General features: G+C 62.4%; 14 protein-coding genes. 6 read left to right on the top strand and 8 right to left on the bottom strand.

Annotated features, from left to right (window positions below; genetic code table 11):
- Nucleotides 1-24: 24 nt before the first annotated feature.
- Nucleotides 25-1926 carry a 3-dehydroshikimate dehydratase QuiC gene (gene quiC / locus ACKUG4_RS17080; protein ID WP_236190072.1) on the bottom strand — a complete coding sequence of 634 codons (1902 nt, stop codon included), beginning with the start codon at nt 1924-1926 and terminating at the stop codon, nt 25-27.
- Between the two features lie 273 nt (nt 1927-2199).
- Between quiC and ACKUG4_RS17075 the strand changes: the two genes are divergently transcribed.
- Nucleotides 2200-3537: an MFS transporter gene (locus tag ACKUG4_RS17075; protein ID WP_064599596.1), complete on the top strand. Its 1338-nt coding sequence runs from the start codon at nt 2200-2202 to the stop codon at nt 3535-3537.
- Between the two features lie 60 nt (nt 3538-3597).
- On the opposite strand, the gene ACKUG4_RS17070 is transcribed toward ACKUG4_RS17075, so the two are convergent.
- The 4 genes from ACKUG4_RS17070 to ACKUG4_RS17055 all read right to left on the bottom strand — a co-directional run bounded on the left by ACKUG4_RS17070 (nt 3598) and on the right by ACKUG4_RS17055 (nt 7315).
- A complete protein-coding gene (locus tag ACKUG4_RS17070) occupies nt 3598-4476 on the bottom strand; it encodes a DMT family transporter (protein WP_039771776.1) in 879 nt (292 codons plus the stop codon).
- A gap of 66 nt (nt 4477-4542) precedes the next feature.
- A complete protein-coding gene (locus ACKUG4_RS17065) occupies nt 4543-5358 on the bottom strand; it encodes a sugar phosphate isomerase/epimerase family protein (protein WP_085648715.1) in 816 nt (271 codons plus the stop codon).
- Between the two features lie 2 nt (nt 5359-5360).
- Entirely contained in the window at nt 5361-6422 is a 1062-nt protein-coding gene (locus tag ACKUG4_RS17060; protein WP_445434461.1) for a Gfo/Idh/MocA family protein, read from the bottom strand.
- 116 nt (nt 6423-6538) lie between these two features.
- The gene (locus ACKUG4_RS17055) at nt 6539-7315 is read right to left on the bottom strand and encodes an IclR family transcriptional regulator (protein WP_039771781.1); all 777 of its coding nucleotides are present in this window, start codon (nt 7313-7315) and stop codon (nt 6539-6541) included.
- Between the two features lie 178 nt (nt 7316-7493).
- Here ACKUG4_RS17055 and ACKUG4_RS17050 point away from each other — a divergent pair, with 178 nt between their 5' ends.
- From ACKUG4_RS17050 to ACKUG4_RS17035, 4 genes are all read left to right on the top strand, one after another.
- A complete protein-coding gene (locus ACKUG4_RS17050; protein WP_172829509.1) occupies nt 7494-9230 on the top strand; it encodes an FAD-dependent oxidoreductase in 1737 nt (578 codons plus the stop codon).
- Nucleotides 9214-10047 carry an aldo/keto reductase gene (locus ACKUG4_RS17045; RefSeq protein WP_445434460.1) on the top strand — a complete coding sequence of 278 codons (834 nt, stop codon included), beginning with the start codon at nt 9214-9216 and terminating at the stop codon, nt 10045-10047. Before ACKUG4_RS17050 ends, ACKUG4_RS17045 begins: the two co-directional genes overlap by 17 nt.
- 190 nt (nt 10048-10237) lie before the next feature.
- Entirely contained in the window at nt 10238-11125 is an 888-nt protein-coding gene (gene ypfJ, locus ACKUG4_RS17040) for a KPN_02809 family neutral zinc metallopeptidase (protein WP_064599604.1), read from the top strand.
- Nucleotides 11126-12079, top strand: a complete 954-nt coding sequence (locus tag ACKUG4_RS17035) for a hypothetical protein (protein WP_085612583.1) — start codon at nt 11126-11128, stop codon at nt 12077-12079.
- Between the two features lie 27 nt (nt 12080-12106).
- Here the strand turns inward: ACKUG4_RS17035 and ACKUG4_RS17030 are convergent, their stop codons facing one another.
- The 3 genes from ACKUG4_RS17030 to ACKUG4_RS17020 form a co-directional block, all read right to left on the bottom strand.
- The gene (locus tag ACKUG4_RS17030) at nt 12107-12700 is read right to left on the bottom strand and encodes an HAD family hydrolase (RefSeq protein WP_445434459.1); all 594 of its coding nucleotides are present in this window, start codon (nt 12698-12700) and stop codon (nt 12107-12109) included.
- Complete coding sequence (gene tesB, locus ACKUG4_RS17025) at nt 12697-13566, bottom strand: acyl-CoA thioesterase II (RefSeq protein WP_445434458.1); 870 nt, start codon at nt 13564-13566, stop codon at nt 12697-12699. Before tesB ends, ACKUG4_RS17030 begins: the two co-directional genes overlap by 4 nt.
- Before the next feature lie 106 nt (nt 13567-13672).
- Nucleotides 13673-14242 carry a GNAT family N-acetyltransferase gene (locus ACKUG4_RS17020; RefSeq protein WP_445434457.1) on the bottom strand — a complete coding sequence of 190 codons (570 nt, stop codon included), beginning with the start codon at nt 14240-14242 and terminating at the stop codon, nt 13673-13675.
- 82 nt (nt 14243-14324) lie between these two features.
- On the opposite strand from ACKUG4_RS17020, the gene ACKUG4_RS17015 reads away from it, so the two are divergent.
- The gene (locus ACKUG4_RS17015; RefSeq protein ID WP_007958746.1) at nt 14325-15245 is read left to right on the top strand and encodes a histone deacetylase family protein; all 921 of its coding nucleotides are present in this window, start codon (nt 14325-14327) and stop codon (nt 15243-15245) included.
- The last annotated feature ends 36 nt before the right edge of the window (nt 15246-15281 follow it).

Genomic DNA, 15281 nt, shown 5'->3' with positions numbered 1-15281 from the left:
TTTAATCCCGCGTTTACGAATTTCCTACAACTTCGCCTGGCGAACCGCGCCACTGCGTGATTTGGCCATCGCCGCCAGCCGCACCGCGACGTTGGCGGCGCCATAACCGGCGTAACCGTTCTTGCGCTGGATGATCTCGAAGAAGAAGCGCCCCTCGAACGGCTCGGTATAGACGTGAAACAACTCGCCGCCCTGCGCATCGCGGTCGTACAGCACGTTGTAGTACGCCAGTTCGCTGAGGAATTCGTCATCGAAATCGAAACGCGCCGCGAGGTCATCGTAATAGTTCAGCGGGATGTCAAGCAGCGGCACGCCTGCCTCTTTCGCCCGGCTGACTTCGGCGAAGATATCGTCGCAATCGAAGGCGATGTGATGCACCCCGGAACCGCGATAACTCGACAGCGCGTGTGAGATCGCGGTATTGCGGTTCTCGGAAATGTTCAGCGGCAGACGGATCGAACTGTCGCGGCTACGCAGGGCGCGGCTCTTCACCAGCCCGTAAGGATCCGGCAGCACCACTTCATCGTCAGCCTCGAAATCCAGCAGGCTTTTGTAGAACAACACCCAGCTGTCGAGGCTGTCTGCCGGCAGCGCCATGGCCATGTGATCGATGCGTTTGAGGCCGCCGCGCGCCACCGCGTCCGGCAGCAGATTGAAGTCGGTGCCGTAGACATCCGCCTCCTGATCCACCAGGTAAATCAGGCTGCCGTCCGGTGCACGCACCGCCGCCAGTTCCAGTTCATTGGGGCCGACCAGTCCGCGATACGGCTGACCTTTATAGGCGACGGCGCGGGCCAGCGCGCTGGCGCTGTCCTTGACCCGCACGGCAGTAGCGCACAGTGACGGCCCGTGGGCCTCGAAAAAACTGTGGCCGAACGAATAGGGTTCAGAGTTGAGGATCAGGTTGATATCACCCTGACGCAACAGGCTGACACTCTTGGAGCGATGCTGTCCGGCCTTGACGAAACCCAGCCGTTCCAGCCAGTTCGACAGCTTGGCACCCAGGCTTTCATCCACGGCGAACTCAAGAAACTCGATGCCGTTGTATTCACTGGCCTTCGGAGTTTCGAAGAGGATGTCGCGGTTATCCACAGGACGGATTTCCTGCTCCAGACGCTGGCGGGTTTTCTCCTCCAGGTACAGCAGCGAACGCAGACCGTCAGCGGCATTGGCCCGAGGCGGCGCGGCGCGGAAGCCGTCGTTGAAGATTTCCAGCGACAGCGGCCCGGTGTAGCCGCTCTGGATGATCGGCGCGAGGAAGCCCGGCAGATCGAATTCGCCCTGCCCCGGGAAGCAGCGAAAATGCCGGCTCCACTCCAGCACGTCCATCGCCAGGATCGGCGCGTCGGCCATCTGTACGAAGAAAATCTTGTCGCCGGGAATCTCGGCAATCGCCCGTGGATCGCCCTTGAGCGACAAGGTGTGGAAGCTGTCGAGCAACACGCCGAGGGCCGGGTGATCGGCCTGACGCACGATGTCCCAGACCTGTTGATAAGTATTGACGTGACGGCCCCAGGCCAGCGCTTCATAACCGATGCGCAGGCCACGGGCACCAGCGCGCTCGGCCAGCAGGCGCAGGTCGTCGATGAGGATCTGCTGCTCGCCGAGACTGTCGGGGGAGGCGTTGCTGCAGACCAGCACCAGGTCGGTGCCCAGCTCCTGCATCAGGTCGAACTTGCGCTCGGCCCGCTCCAGATTGCGCTCCAGACGATCACGGCGGCAGCCTTCGAAATCGCGGAACGGCTGAAACAGGGTGATGGCAATCCCGAGGTCGGCGCACATCTGCCGGATTTCCCGGGGGCTGCCGTCGTAATACAGAAGATCGTTCTCGAAAATCTCCACCCCGTCGAACCCGGCGGCGGCAATGGCTTCGAGTTTTTCCGGCAGGGTTCCGCTCAAGGAGACGGTGGCAATGGATCGCTGCATGTTTCAACTCCCGGTGGAGACGTCGGCTACGGAAATTGCGCCGCTTTTATAGGGTGAGCGAATTATTGGTCCCGGTTTTTCATTGAGCAATTTAAACTGTACTACCCGGTTAGTTTTGCGTGCGATTATCGAACAGAATGCCGGTTTGGCGAATTGACGATTTTTCGTCCACTGCCCAACATCCGTCTCACCTTGAGTCCGGAACTGAACCACCGGTCGCAGCGTGCACAAGAAAAGCACACCAAATAACAAATCCAAAAACGGGTGGAACACATGATTCCTTCACAGACTTCCCGCATGGCTCCGGCCATGAGCACTGCCACGGGTGGCATCGGCGACAAGATCCGCGGCGCCATGGCCGTCGGCAAGACCCGTTGGGGCATGCTGGCGCTGGTGTTTTTCGCCACCACCCTCAATTACATCGACCGCGCCGCCCTCGGCGTCATGCAGCCGATCCTCGCCAAGGAAATGAGCTGGACGGCGATGGACTACGCCAACATCAACTTCTGGTTTCAGGTCGGCTACGCGATCGGCTTCGTGCTGCAAGGACGGCTGATCGATCGGGTCGGCGTCAAGCGCGTGTTCTTCTGCGCGGTGCTGCTCTGGAGCCTGGCCACCGGCGCCCACGGTCTGGCGACCTCGGCGGTGGGCTTCATGGTCTGCCGATTCATCCTCGGCCTCACCGAAGCAGCCAACTACCCGGCCTGCGTGAAGACCACGCGCCTGTGGTTCCCGGCCGGCGAGCGCGCCGTGGCCACCGGCATCTTCAACGCCGGCACCAACGTCGGCGCGATGTTCACCCCGATGCTGCTGCCGCTGATCCTTCACGTGTGGGGCTGGCAGGCTGCGTTCCTGTGCATGTCGGCACTGGGCGGGATCTGGCTGCTGTTCTGGGGCCTGAAGTATTTCAACCCGGAAGATCACCCAAACGTTAAGCAGTCGGAGCTGGAATACATCCAGAAAGAAGTCGAACCGGAACAGGCCCGTGTGCCGTTCTCGAAAATCCTGCGCATGCGCGGCACCTGGGCCTTTGCCCTCGCCTACTCGCTGACCGCGCCGGTGTTCTGGTTCTACCTGTACTGGCTGCCGCCGTTTCTCAATCAGCAATACAACCTGGGCATCAACGTCACCCAGATGGGCATTCCGCTGATCATCATCTATGTCACCGCTGATTTCGGCAGCGTGGGCGGCGGGATTCTGTCTTCGTTCCTGATCGGTCGCGGCATGAACTCGATCAAGGCGCGGCTGCTGTCGATGTTCCTGTTCGCCTGCTGCATCATCGGCGTGGTCATGGCCGCCGGTTCCGCCAACCTGTGGATTGCCGTCGCCGCCATCTCCCTGGCCATCGGCGCGCACCAGGCCTGGACCGCCAACATCTGGAGCCTGGTGATGGACTACACGCCCAAGCACATGATGAGCACCGTGTTCGGTTTCGGCGGCATGTGCGCAGCGATCGGCGGGATGTTCATGACCCAGATCGTCGGCCACATCCTGACCGTCACCAACAACAACTACACCGTGCTGTTCACCCTGATCCCGGCGATGTACTTCATCGCGCTGACCTGGATGTACTTCATGGCGCCGCGCAAGATTCCTACCGTCACCGAGTAGCCCTTCAATACTGAGAAGCCGTCCTGCACCGACCGGCCTGATTTCAGGCCGGTTTTTCTTTCAGCGCCGGCTCTGCTGCCACGCTGCCGCCAGTCCGCTGCAACAGATCACTGCGATCCCGATCACCGTCATCAGGGTCGGCGTGTGCGCAAACAGCAACCAGCCCAACAACCCCGCGAACACGATCTGGCAATAGCCGAACGGCGCCAGCAGTGCTGGTGCGGCATGGCGGAACGCCTGGGTCAGAAACAGATGCGCGGTCATTCCGCAACTGCCCAGCGCCAGCATCAACAACGCATGCCCCAGGCTCGGCACCTGCCAGAAGAACGGCACCAGCGCACTCATCACCAGCGTGTTGCACAGCCCGGCGAAAAAGTTGCTGGTGGTCGGGCTGTCGACTTCAGCGAGCTTGCGGGTGAGCAATTGATAGAAGCAGAAAAACAACGCCGAACAGAATGGCAGGAGAATCGCCGGGGTGAACAGGTCACCGCCCGGATGGACGATGATCAGCACCCCGATGAACCCGCACACCACCGCGATCCACTGACCGCGCGTCACCCGTTCCTTGAGCAACGGCACCGACAGCGCCGTCACCAGCACCGGCGCAAGAAAGTTGACCGCCGTGGCCTCGGCCAGCGGGATGTACAGCAACGCCGTGGTGAAAAACAGGCTGGTACCCAGCAGGCACAACGCCCGCGCCAACTGCCACAACGGGCGTTTGGTGCGCAGCACACGCAGCCCGGACTGCGGCAGGAAAATCCCCGCCATCAGCAACGTGTGCACCAGATACCGCGCCCACACCACCATGACGATCGGATAAAAACCCGAAAGGTATTTCGACAGCGCGTCGTGGCTGGAGAACAGGAAGGTTGCCACGACAATCAGCAAGATCCCCTTGAAGGGTTGGTTGACGCCGGAAAGCGGAGTGCTGACGGTCATGGGCTCTCTCTGAATGAAAAATAAACGGTGACGAGGACGCAGGCGCCCTCGCCCCTTGAAGCAGACTTAAAGCCGGGCCAACAATTCCCGCGTCCGGTCGATTGCCATTTGCGCCCGCTGCAATCCACTCACGCCCTGCTCCAGCAATTTGACCGTGGGAATTTCCAGACTCAGGGGAAGGTTAGCCGGAAGACTGCGCAACAAGCCGCTCAAGTCACAATCGCCCTCGCCGGGAAACCGTCGCTCATTGCGGGCCTGACGCAAGATCTCGGCCATGTCCGTCGGCCTCGGCCCGGCAACATCGCACAACTGTGCATAGCGCAGCCGTGAGGGCGGCACGCCATCCAGATCTTCCAGCCGCGATCCGGAACGGTCGAAGTGAAACGCATCGACCAGCACCGCACCGTTTTCGCGCCCGGCGTTGGCGACGATGCGCAACGCCTGCTCAAGATTGCGTGCATCGGTCCAGGGCATGAACTCCAGATGCGGATGCAAACCGTAACGCGCCGCCAGATCGCAGAGTGCCGCAAAATTATCGGTGAGCCGCTGCTCGTCAGGATCGTTACCGGCGACCAACAACTCACTGGCACCGAACTGCGCGCCGACGCTGAGCAGTGGCTCGAAATCCGCGACCACTGTCTGCGGCTTCAATCGAAGGATTTCCACGTCGAGCACGCCGACTCCGGTGTCACGCAAACGCGCCAGTGTCTGACGCCGCAAATCGCCATCGGCTACCAATGGAAAGTGATATTCCTCGGGCGTCGCCGGCTCCAGACGCAGGCCGACATGGCTGTAACCGGCACGGGCGGCAACCTCGACCATCTCGGGTGGCGACAACTCCAGCACGGTCAGGCTGGCCAGGGACAGAATTCGTTCGCTCATGTTCAGGCCTCGATCTGCGCGGGTTCGGTGGCGCGACCGCTGGCCGCCGCTTCACGGATGGCCTCGACCAGCGCCAGCGTGCGGGCGGCGTCGGCGGCACTCACCAATGGTTCGACTTCCCGCCGTACCACGCGGACGAAATGCTGCAACTGCAACCGGAGGGCTTCGTCCGGTGTGAACGGTTCATCAAAGGACAGCAACGGCTCATGCCAACCGGCGTCCACCTGCTCGGCGCGGTAATGCCAGCGCTTGAGTTGCGGAATGCTCAAGGCCCCGGCCGTTCCCGCCAGTAAATAGCACGGCTGATCCGCCTGACGTGGATAGACCGGGTTCTCACCGGAGTTCAACTCCCAGCTCCATGGAGCCGCCACCGCATCGGAACCGGTCAGGGTGCCGAGCGCTCCGCCATCGAATTGCAGCAGAATCGCCGCGCTGTCTTCATTGGCAAAACCGCGCACCGAATGGTCGGTGATCGCCTGCACCGAACGCACTTCACCGCATAGATGACGCAGCAGATCGAGGTCGTGGATCAGATTGGTCAATAGCATTCCGGCACCTGCCTCGCGCCGCCACGCCGTTTCGAAATACTGGTCGGGCTTGCGCAGCTGGAACAACGCAGTCACCAGCGTCAGCCGTCCCAACGCCCCACCCTTGACCAGCTCATGAGCACGCACGATCAACGGATTGTGCCGCCGATGATGGCCGACCAGCACCGGCACGCCACTGCGCTTCACCGCTGCCACCAATTCCCGCGCCTCATTCAGATGCACGCCCACCGGCTTTTCCAGCAACACCGGAACGCCTGCAGCCAGGCAGTCCAGCGCGGTGCTGACGTGCTGATTATTGGGATTGGCAACGATCACTGCGTCTGGTCGGTTCTGCTCCAGCATCTGACGGTGATCGGCGAAATGCGCCACACCCCACTCCGCCGCCAGGGCCGGTGCCTGAGGGCCGGGGTCGGCCACGGCGCATAACGTGGCCTCAGTGAGATTCTTCAAGTGCCGGTAATGTTGCTGGCCCATGTTGCCGGCGCCGATCAGGGCAATTCGAAGGGGCGGGTTCAAGGTGCGATCCTTTTGTGATTGTTGTGGGAAAACTCACTCCATCAACAATTTAGAACCGGGTTCCAGATTCTTACACCCACCCGACCGAAAAGTGGGCGAACAGCGCACAGCTTTGCTTAAACGAACAACTCCGAGGCCAGGCTCGCCGCCGACAACTCCTCGGTAAACGTCAGCAACAACGGCGCCAATTCATGCAAGCGCGCCGCCGACATCCTTGCGCTTGGGCCCGCTATGCTGAGCACGCCAATCACCCGACCATCGGCGGGATGTTTCACCACGGCAGCAATCGCCGAAGTGCCCACCGCCGAGCTTTCTTCCACACAGGCATAGCCCTGTTCCCGGGCCACGCGCAGGCGTTCGAGCAGTTCAATGTTGGAGCGCGGCGCATTGGGCCCGATATCCGCCGGCACCTCCGCGCCCTGGCGCTCGACCAGCGACAACGCCTCGGCGTCGCTCATGCACGCCAGCCACGCATGGCCCGACGCGGTGTAGAACAGCGGCGCGTCGCGGCCCATGTCCGGGTCGTAACGCAGACCGCTACGAGCGCCCTGGGCCTTGGCGATCCAGGTCTGGCGCTCGCCGTCGATCACCCCCAGACGCACCAGCTCACCGGTTTCCTGGGCCAGTCGATCGAGCACCGGCTGCACAATGTCGGCACCGCTGCTCGACAGATATTGAAAGCCCATCGCCACCAGTTTGGTCGACAGGTGATAACGCAACGTCTCCGGGTTCTGCCGCACATAACCCAGGCGGATCAGCTCGGCGAGCAGGCGGTGCGTCGCGCTCTTCGGAATGTCCAGTTGCTCGGCCAGGGTCTGCATCGGCAGCCCGCGCGGATCACTGGTGAGGCTTTCCAGCACGCTGAAAACCCGTTCGATTTGACTGCCGGCCATGGTGCGCTCTCGGTGAAATTTCGCCGATTCTAGAAGACATCCCGAGGAATGAGAAATCTGGAACCCGGCGTCCGATAACCGCCCACTTTGCGCGTCAGTCGGGTTGATCTGCTTCGCCCGCACTGGTTATTTTCTGGAACATGATTCTAAAAACAATTGATTGCTGGAGCCCTTGCTGATGTCTGCCCTTCCCGATATCGACTGCGACGTTCTGGTGGTCGGCTCCGGCGCCGCCGGTTTGTCGGCCGCCGTCACCGCCGCATGGCATGGCTTGAAGGTCATCGTGGTGGAAAAGGATCCGGTGTTCGGCGGCGCCACCGCGTGGTCCGGTGGCTGGGCGTGGGTGCCGTGCAATCCGCTGGCCCGGCGCGCCGGGATCGTCGAAGACGTGGAGCTGCCGCGCACCTATCTGCGCCACGAACTCGGCGAGCACTACGACCCGGCCATGATCGACGCCTTCCTTGAAGCCGGCCCGCGCATGGTGGCGTTCTTCGAACAACACACCGCCCTGCAATTTGCCGACGGCAACGCCATCGCCGACATCCACGGCGAAACACCGGGCGCCGGCACCGGCGGACGCTCGGTGATTGCCGCTCCCTATGACGGGCGAAAGGTCGGGCGCCTGCTCAAGCGTCTTCGCACAACCATGCGCGAAACTTCATTCATGGGCATGCCGATCATGGCGGGGGCGGATCTGTCGGCGTTTCTCAATCTGACCCGCTCGTTGTCGGCGGCCTGGCACGTGACCCGGCGTTTCACCCGCCATCTGCTGGATCTGGCGTTGCATGGCCGGGCGATGCAATTGGTCAACGGCGTGGCGCTGGTAGCGCGGCTGGCGAAATCCGCCGAAGACCTCGGCGTATTGCTGTGGGAATCGGCGCCAGTGACGGAACTGCTGCGCGACGAATCACGCATCACCGGCGCTCGCGTGAACACCGCAAAAGGCCCGGTCACCGTCCATGCACGCAAAGCCGTGGTGCTCGCGGCGGGCGGTTTTGCCAATGACATCGAGCGGCGCAAGGCCTTGTTCCCTCGCACGCCCACCGGTCATGAACATTGGGCGTTGCCTCCGCTGGCAGTCAATGGCGATGGCCTGCGACTGGGTGAAACCGTCGGAGCCCGGGTCAACACCGATGTGGCTTCGCCCGTGGCGTGGGCGCCGGTCTCGCAGGTGCCACATTCCGACGGCAGCATCGGCCATTTCCCACACATCATCGAGCGCGGCAAACCGGGCGTCATCGGCGTACTGCGCAACGGCCAGCGTTTCGTCAACGAAGCCAACGGCTATTACGACTACGTCAGCGCCATGGTCGCCGCCGCCCCTGAAGGCGAAGAAGTCGTGTCCTGGCTGATCTGCACCCGCGCGTTCCAGCGCCGTTACGGGCTCGGCATGTCTCGGCCGTTTCCGGTTCCGGTGTCAGGTTTTATCCGCAGCGGCTATCTGAAAACCGGCGACACCCTGGAGGAATTGGCCGCTGCATGCGGCATCGACGCGAAGGGTTTACGCGTCACCGTCGATGACTACAACCACCATGCCCGGCACGGCGAAGACCCGCTGTTCGGTCGCGGCTCGACCCCGTACAACCGCAAACAGGGCGATCCGGCGCAACAGCTCAATCCGTGCGTGGCGCCCATCGAACAAGGCCCGTTCTACGCGGTGAAGGTGCAGCCGGGCTGCTTCGGCACCTTCGCCGGGCTCAAGGTCAATCCGCATGCGCAAGTGCTCGACGCCGGAGACCGGCCCATCGCCGGGCTCTACGCGGCGGGTGGCGACATGGCCAGCATCATGGGCGGGCATTATCCGGCAGGCGGGATCAATCTCGGCCCGGCCCTGACTTTCGGTTACATCGCAGCCCGACACATGGCGGGCGTCAAGGCTTTCGAACAGGAGATCGACCATGCAGCACATCGTTAACAGACAAGGACTGAACCTGCCGAAACTCGGCCTCGGCACTTGGCCGATGCTCGGCGACGAATGCACCCGCGCCGTGGAGCAAGCCCTGGAACTCGGTTACCGACACATCGACACGGCAGCGGCCTACAACAACGAAGACGCAGTCGGACAGGCGCTGGCGAATACGCCGACACCCCGCGAGCAGATCCACGTCACCACCAAGGTCTGGTGGGATCAGTTGCAACCGGACGCCATGCGTCACTCGCTGGATCGCAGCCTCAAGGCCTTGCGCAGTGAATACGTCGACCTGTTCATGATCCATTGGCCAACCACCGACTGGGACCTGCCGCGCACCCTTGAAGCCCTCGCGTCGTTCAAGGAGCAAGGTCTGGCTCGCAACATCGGTGTGGCGAATTTTCCGCTGCCGCTGCTGCGCAAAGTCGTCGAGGAATACGGCATTCCTCTGTCAGCCATTCAGGTCGAGTACCACGTCCTGCTCGGACAAAACGCCCTGCTCGACTACGCCCGTCAACACGATCTGGCGCTGACGGCCTACACGCCACTGGCACGCAACAAGGTCTCGGAAATTCCGCAGATTCAGCAGATCGCCGAAAAACACGGCGTGCTGCCGACTCAGGTCGCGCTGAAGTGGCTGCTGGATCAGGACAACGTGGCGGCGATTCCCAAGGCCAGCAGCAAGACCAATCAACTGGCCAACCTGGCGTCATTGGAGGTCGAACTGGACGATGACGACCGGGCGCTGATCGCCGCGCTGCCCAAGCGCGAACGTCAGGTCAGCCCGGACTTCGCGCCGGTGTGGGATGCCTTCGACCGCTGATACCTGACCCGGCGAAAGAAATCTGCCGCCGGATTGAATTCCCGGCGCTCGCGCTCGTCAATAACAGGCCCGACCTCGTCACCGCGAGGCCGGGCCTTTGTGCGTGTGTGCGAATAGACGGACGACCGGACTGGCGCCACACTCACACACCAGCAACACTCATCACCACCTACAAATAGAGGATTCCCACATGCTATGGAAAAAAGGCCGACGCAGTGACAACGTCGTCGATGCCCGTGGCGATGACATGGGTGGTGGCGGCGGCATGCGCTTCGGCGGTGGCAAGGGGCTGAGCCTCGGGGCGATCCTGCTGATCGTCGGTATCGGTTGGATCACCGGGCAGGACCCGTTACAGATCCTCGGCCAGCTCACCGGGCAGATGACCGATCAATCGGCCCCTACTTCGCAAACCCGTCAGGCACCGCCGGCCAACGATGAACAGGCCGAATTCGTGCGTTCGATCCTCGGCGACACCGAAGACACCTGGGGCGCAATCTTCCAGCAGGCCGGCCGGCAATATAAGGATCCGACCCTGGTGCTGTTCAGCAACCGGGTCAATTCCGCCTGCGGTCTGGCAACCTCGGCCACCGGCCCGTTCTATTGCCCGGCAGACCAGAAGGTCTATCTGGACATGGCGTTCTTCCAGGAAATGGCCCAGCGCTTCAAGGCCGCCGGCGACTTTGCCCAGGCCTACGTGATCGCTCACGAAGTCGGACACCATGTGCAGACGCTTCTCGGCGTCTCGGCGAAAATTCAGACAGCCCGTCAGCAAGGCCGGCAGATGGAAGGCGACGGCGGTCTGCTGGTGCGTCAGGAACTGCAAGCCGACTGCCTGGCCGGCGTCTGGGCCTACAACGCCCAGAAGCGCCTGAACTGGCTGGAACCGGGCGACATCGAAGAAGCCTTGAACGCGGCGAACGCCATCGGTGATGATCGCCTGCAACAACAGGGTCAGGGCCGTGTGGTGCCGGACTCGTTTACCCACGGTACGTCGGCGCAAAGGGTGCGCTGGTTCAAAACCGGATTCGCCCAGGGCCAGGTCGGCCAGTGCGATACCTTTGCGGCGAAAAACCTGTAAATGCATAAATGGCTGTTGGCTTTACTGTTCATCGGCGGCACCGCCCAAGCGGCCGGCGTCGACGCAATCAGTCCCGGGCGCCTGCAATTGCAGGCCGGCGAAATGGCGGTGGGCATCGGCCCGGCGCCGGCGAAAATCGAGCGCGTGCTGATCGTCATTCATGGCCGTCTGCGCAACGCCGAGACCTATCGCAAAAGCGGTGAAGTCGCGGCGGAACTGGCCGGGCAAACCGCCAACACCCTGGTGATCGCCCCGCAGTTTCTCAACGAAAGCGATGTGTCGCTCTACTCGCTGCCCGCCAGCGTGCTGCGCTGGCAAGGCAACGAATGGATGGGTGGCGGGTTATCCACAGGGCCGAATCCGCTGAGTTCCTACGCCGCACTGGACGAAATCGTCGGAAGGCTGAGCGATCGCAAGCAGTTTCCGGACGTGAAGCAGATCGTGATCTTCGGTCACTCCGGCGGCGCGCAGGTGGTGCAGCGTTACGCGCTGCTGGCCCAGGAACAACCGGCGCTCAAGACCGAGGGCATTCGCTTGCGTTATGTGGTGGCCAACCCGTCGTCGTACGCCTACTTCAATGAGCAACGCCCGGTAGCTTTCGATCATGCGAAGTGCCCGGGTTTCAACCGCTGGAAGTACGGTCTGGTGGACCCGCCGATCTACGCGGGTGGGCAAACGCCCGCGCAGCTTGAAGGCCGTTACGTCAAACGCGAGGTGATTTATCTGCTGGGCCAGCAGGACACCGACCCGCAACACCCGGCGCTGGACAAGAGCTGCGCCGCCAAAGCCCAGGGGGCTTATCGACTGGAGCGCGGGAAGCTGTTTTTCGGTTACTTGCTGCGTCGTCACCCTGAAGGGGTGAATCAGCGCCTGATCGAAGTACCCGGCGTCGGGCATAACGGCGACGGCATGCTGACCTCGCCGGAAGGCCAGAAAGCACTATTCGAGCAATAAAAAACGGGGGCCCAAGCCCCCGTTTTTTTAGGCGAACAGCATTCGCCGCAACTCGACACAATCCTTCGCATGCCAGTCGGTCAACTCCGGCCATGGATTGTCCGGCAGGTTCACCAGCACCGTGCATGCGCCCGCCGCCCGGCCGCAATCAAGATCAAACCGGTAATCACCGACCATCACCATCTCGTTCGCCGGCACTTGCCAGGCCTCGGCCAGTTTCAGCAAACCGCCCGGATGCGGTTTTGGCTGTGCTTCATCGCGGCCCAGCACATCCTCCACCGCAAAACAGTCAGCCAGGCCGATGGCCTCCAGCGTCACGTGGGCCAGCTCCCGCGCATTGCGGGTCAGGATGCCGAGGCGATACCCCCGCGCGTGCAGGTCGCGCACCAGCTCCACCGCGCCGACCGCCGGGGTCGAGCCGAGCGCCAGATCGCGCTCATGCTCCAGCAGCCACGCATGTTTCGCCGCCGCTTCCTCGGCGGGCAATGCCGCGAGGTGGGTGAGGATGTCGTCCTCCGCCGGGATCGACAGCGCCACGCGAATCGCCGCGAAATCATGCACCGCGACGGTCAGGGTGCCGTCCATGTCGAACACCCAGTGCCGCACATCCGCCAGACTCATGCCCAGTCCTTGCGATGACGGATCAGGCCTTCCTGGGTCACCGACGCCACCAGTTGCCCGGCGCGGTTGAACACGCTGCCACGGGAGAACCCGCGAGAGTTGCCGGCCCACGGGCTGTCCATGGCGTAGAGCAACCAGTCATCGGCGCGCAGGTCGTTGTGAAACCACAGCGCGTGGTCGAGGCTGGCGACCTGCATGTCTTTCTGCCAGACCGATTTGCCGTGCGGCAACATCGAGGTGGTCAGCAGACCGAAGTCCGAAGCGTAGGCCAGCAGGTATTTGTGCAGCGCCGGGATGTCGGCCAACGCGCCGTCGGCGCAGAACCACACGTACTTGATCGGATCCGCCGGTTGCGGGTTGTACGGGTCTTTTTCAGTGACCGGGCGCACTTCGATCGGCTTCGGGCACAGCAGCTTTTCGCGCATGTGTTCCGGGATCAGGTGCGCGCGCTGCTGGGTCAATTCCAGCTCCGACGGCAGGTTTTCCGGGCCGACCACCTGGGGCATCTGGCTCTGGTGCTCGAAACCTTCTTCGTCGTACTGGAACGAAGCGCTGCAAGTGAAAATCGGGTGGCCCTTCTGGATCGCAGTCACGCGGCGCGTGCTGAAACTGCCGCCATCACGTACCCGATCAACCGAATACACCACCGGCAACTTGGCATCGCCCGGACGCAGAAAATAACCGTGCATCGAATGCACATGGCGCGCTTCTTCAACGGTCTGACTGGCCGCCGACAGCGACTGGCCGAGCACCTGGCCGCCGAACAACTGGCGAAAGCCCAGATCCTGACTGCGACCACGGAACAGGTTTTCCTCGATCGGTTCGAGGGTCAGCAGATCCACCAGATCTTCCAACACTTGGCTCATTCAGACTCTCCTCACACAACGCTATGCCGCGCAGCCCTGGCTGCGGCGGCCAATTCAGATTCTGGCGCGAGCCACTGATCGCGCCATTGTAAACGTCCGTGTCGGCTTAGCCATGCAAGGTCTGCAGCCATTGCTCCCGGGTGATGCGGTACAACACATGTCGACTTAACGGATGGTCGACAGCCAGTTTCGGGTGATCGAAATCGTCGGCTGGATCGTGATGCATGCCGATCGCCTGCATCACTTTTTCCGACGGCAGATTGCTCTGCGCAGTAAAGGACACGATTTCCTTCAGGGCTAACCGGTCAAAAGCGCAGCGCAGCGCAGTCCACGCCGCCTCGCTGGCATAACCGAGGCCCCAGTGTTCCTTGGCCAGCCGCCAGCCGATTTCCACCGCCGGGGTGAACGGCGCGTCGAAACCGACCACGCCGAGGCCGGTAAAACCGATGAACTCGCCGCTGTCCTTGCGCTCCAGCGCCCACAGGCCGTAACCGTGTTCGGCAAAATGCCCGCGCACCCGGCCGATCAGCGCGGCGCTTTCCAGCCGGCTCAAGGGCGCGGGGAAGTAGCGCATCACCTGCGGATCGGCGCACATGGCCGCGAACGCCGGCAAATCCTCGTCCTGCCATTGGCGCATCAGCAGCCTTGCGCTTTGCAGCTCCAGTATCGGTTCCATCCCGCCCCTCCGCTTGATGCCGTCAGTCTACATCGCTGTTAGGCTTTGCACTCTTTCCTGCAGCCTTTATGAATAGTCCACCATGCCGTTGCCGCTGATCTACCACGAAGACTACAGCCCGGAATTTCCGGCGGATCACCGCTTCCCCATGGACAAGTTCCGCCTGCTGCGCGATCACCTGGTGGACAGCGGCCTGACCCGCGACGAAGACCTGCTGCGCCCCGAGCTGTGCCCTGCCGACATTCTCGCCCTGGCCCATGACCGCGGTTATATCGAACGCTACATGAGCGGCGAGTTGTCCCGCGAAGACCAGCGGCGCCTCGGTCTGCCGTGGAATGAAGCGCTGGCGCGACGCACGGTGCGGGCGGTCGGCGGTTCGATTCTGGCAGCGGAAAAAGCCCTGGAACATGGCCTGGCCTGTCACCTCGCCGGCGGCACCCATCACGCCCACTACGACTACCCCGCCGGGTTCTGCATCTTCAATGACTTGGCAATCATCAGCCACTACCTGCTGCAAAGCGGCCGGGTGAACCGGGTGCTGATCTTCGACTGCGACGTGCATCAGGGCGACGGCACTGCGCGGATTCTGCACAACACCCCGGAAGCGATCACCGTTTCCCTGCACTGTGAAAAGAACTTTCCTGCACGCAAGGCCGAAAGCGACTGGGACATTCCGCTGCCCAACGGCATGGGCGACGCCGACTACTTGAAGGTTGTCGACGACGCGCTCAACTATCTGCTGCCGCTGTATCAGCCGGATCTGGTGCTCTACGACGCCGGCGTCGACGTGCACAAGGACGACGCCCTCGGTTATCTGCAATTGACCGACGAAGGCGTCGCCGCCCGCGACGAAAGCGTGATGCGCCACTGCCTGGGCCGCGACATCCCGGTGGTCGGGGTGATCGGCGGCGGTTACAGCAAGGATCGCCACGCCCTCGCCCGCCGCCACGGCATCCTGCATCACAGTGCTCAGCGCGTCTGGCAGTCATCGGGTTGTCATTGAGTTGTGCTGCGTTACCCACAATGACTGTGGAACGGC

Origin of the sequence: Candidatus Pseudomonas auctus, from assembly GCF_048654275.1 — a bacterium.
GTDB classification, from domain to species: domain Bacteria; phylum Pseudomonadota; class Gammaproteobacteria; order Pseudomonadales; family Pseudomonadaceae; genus Aquipseudomonas; species Aquipseudomonas pharyngis.
Note: the sequence above shows the minus strand (reverse complement) of the source record. Positions and strands in the feature narration are given on the sequence as shown.

Coding starts and splice junctions, on each gene's coding strand:
- ACKUG4_RS17020 (WP_445434457.1), bottom strand. CDS start 14,242: ATGGAACCGATACTGGAGCTGCAAAGCGCAAGGCTGCTGATGCGCCAA.
- tesB (WP_445434458.1), bottom strand. CDS start 13,566: ATGAGCCAAGTGTTGGAAGATCTGGTGGATCTGCTGACCCTCGAACCG.
- ACKUG4_RS17035 (WP_085612583.1), top strand. CDS start 11,126: ATGCATAAATGGCTGTTGGCTTTACTGTTCATCGGCGGCACCGCCCAA.
- ACKUG4_RS17065 (WP_085648715.1), bottom strand. CDS start 5,358: ATGAGCGAACGAATTCTGTCCCTGGCCAGCCTGACCGTGCTGGAGTTG.
- ACKUG4_RS17015 (WP_007958746.1), top strand. CDS start 14,325: ATGCCGTTGCCGCTGATCTACCACGAAGACTACAGCCCGGAATTTCCG.
- ACKUG4_RS17050 (WP_172829509.1), top strand. CDS start 7,494: ATGTCTGCCCTTCCCGATATCGACTGCGACGTTCTGGTGGTCGGCTCC.
- quiC (WP_236190072.1), bottom strand. CDS start 1,926: ATGCAGCGATCCATTGCCACCGTCTCCTTGAGCGGAACCCTGCCGGAA.
- ACKUG4_RS17045 (WP_445434460.1), top strand. CDS start 9,214: ATGCAGCACATCGTTAACAGACAAGGACTGAACCTGCCGAAACTCGGC.
- ypfJ (WP_064599604.1), top strand. CDS start 10,238: ATGCTATGGAAAAAAGGCCGACGCAGTGACAACGTCGTCGATGCCCGT.
- ACKUG4_RS17075 (WP_064599596.1), top strand. CDS start 2,200: ATGATTCCTTCACAGACTTCCCGCATGGCTCCGGCCATGAGCACTGCC.
- ACKUG4_RS17030 (WP_445434459.1), bottom strand. CDS start 12,700: ATGAGTCTGGCGGATGTGCGGCACTGGGTGTTCGACATGGACGGCACC.
- ACKUG4_RS17055 (WP_039771781.1), bottom strand. CDS start 7,315: ATGGCCGGCAGTCAAATCGAACGGGTTTTCAGCGTGCTGGAAAGCCTC.
- ACKUG4_RS17070 (WP_039771776.1), bottom strand. CDS start 4,476: ATGACCGTCAGCACTCCGCTTTCCGGCGTCAACCAACCCTTCAAGGGG.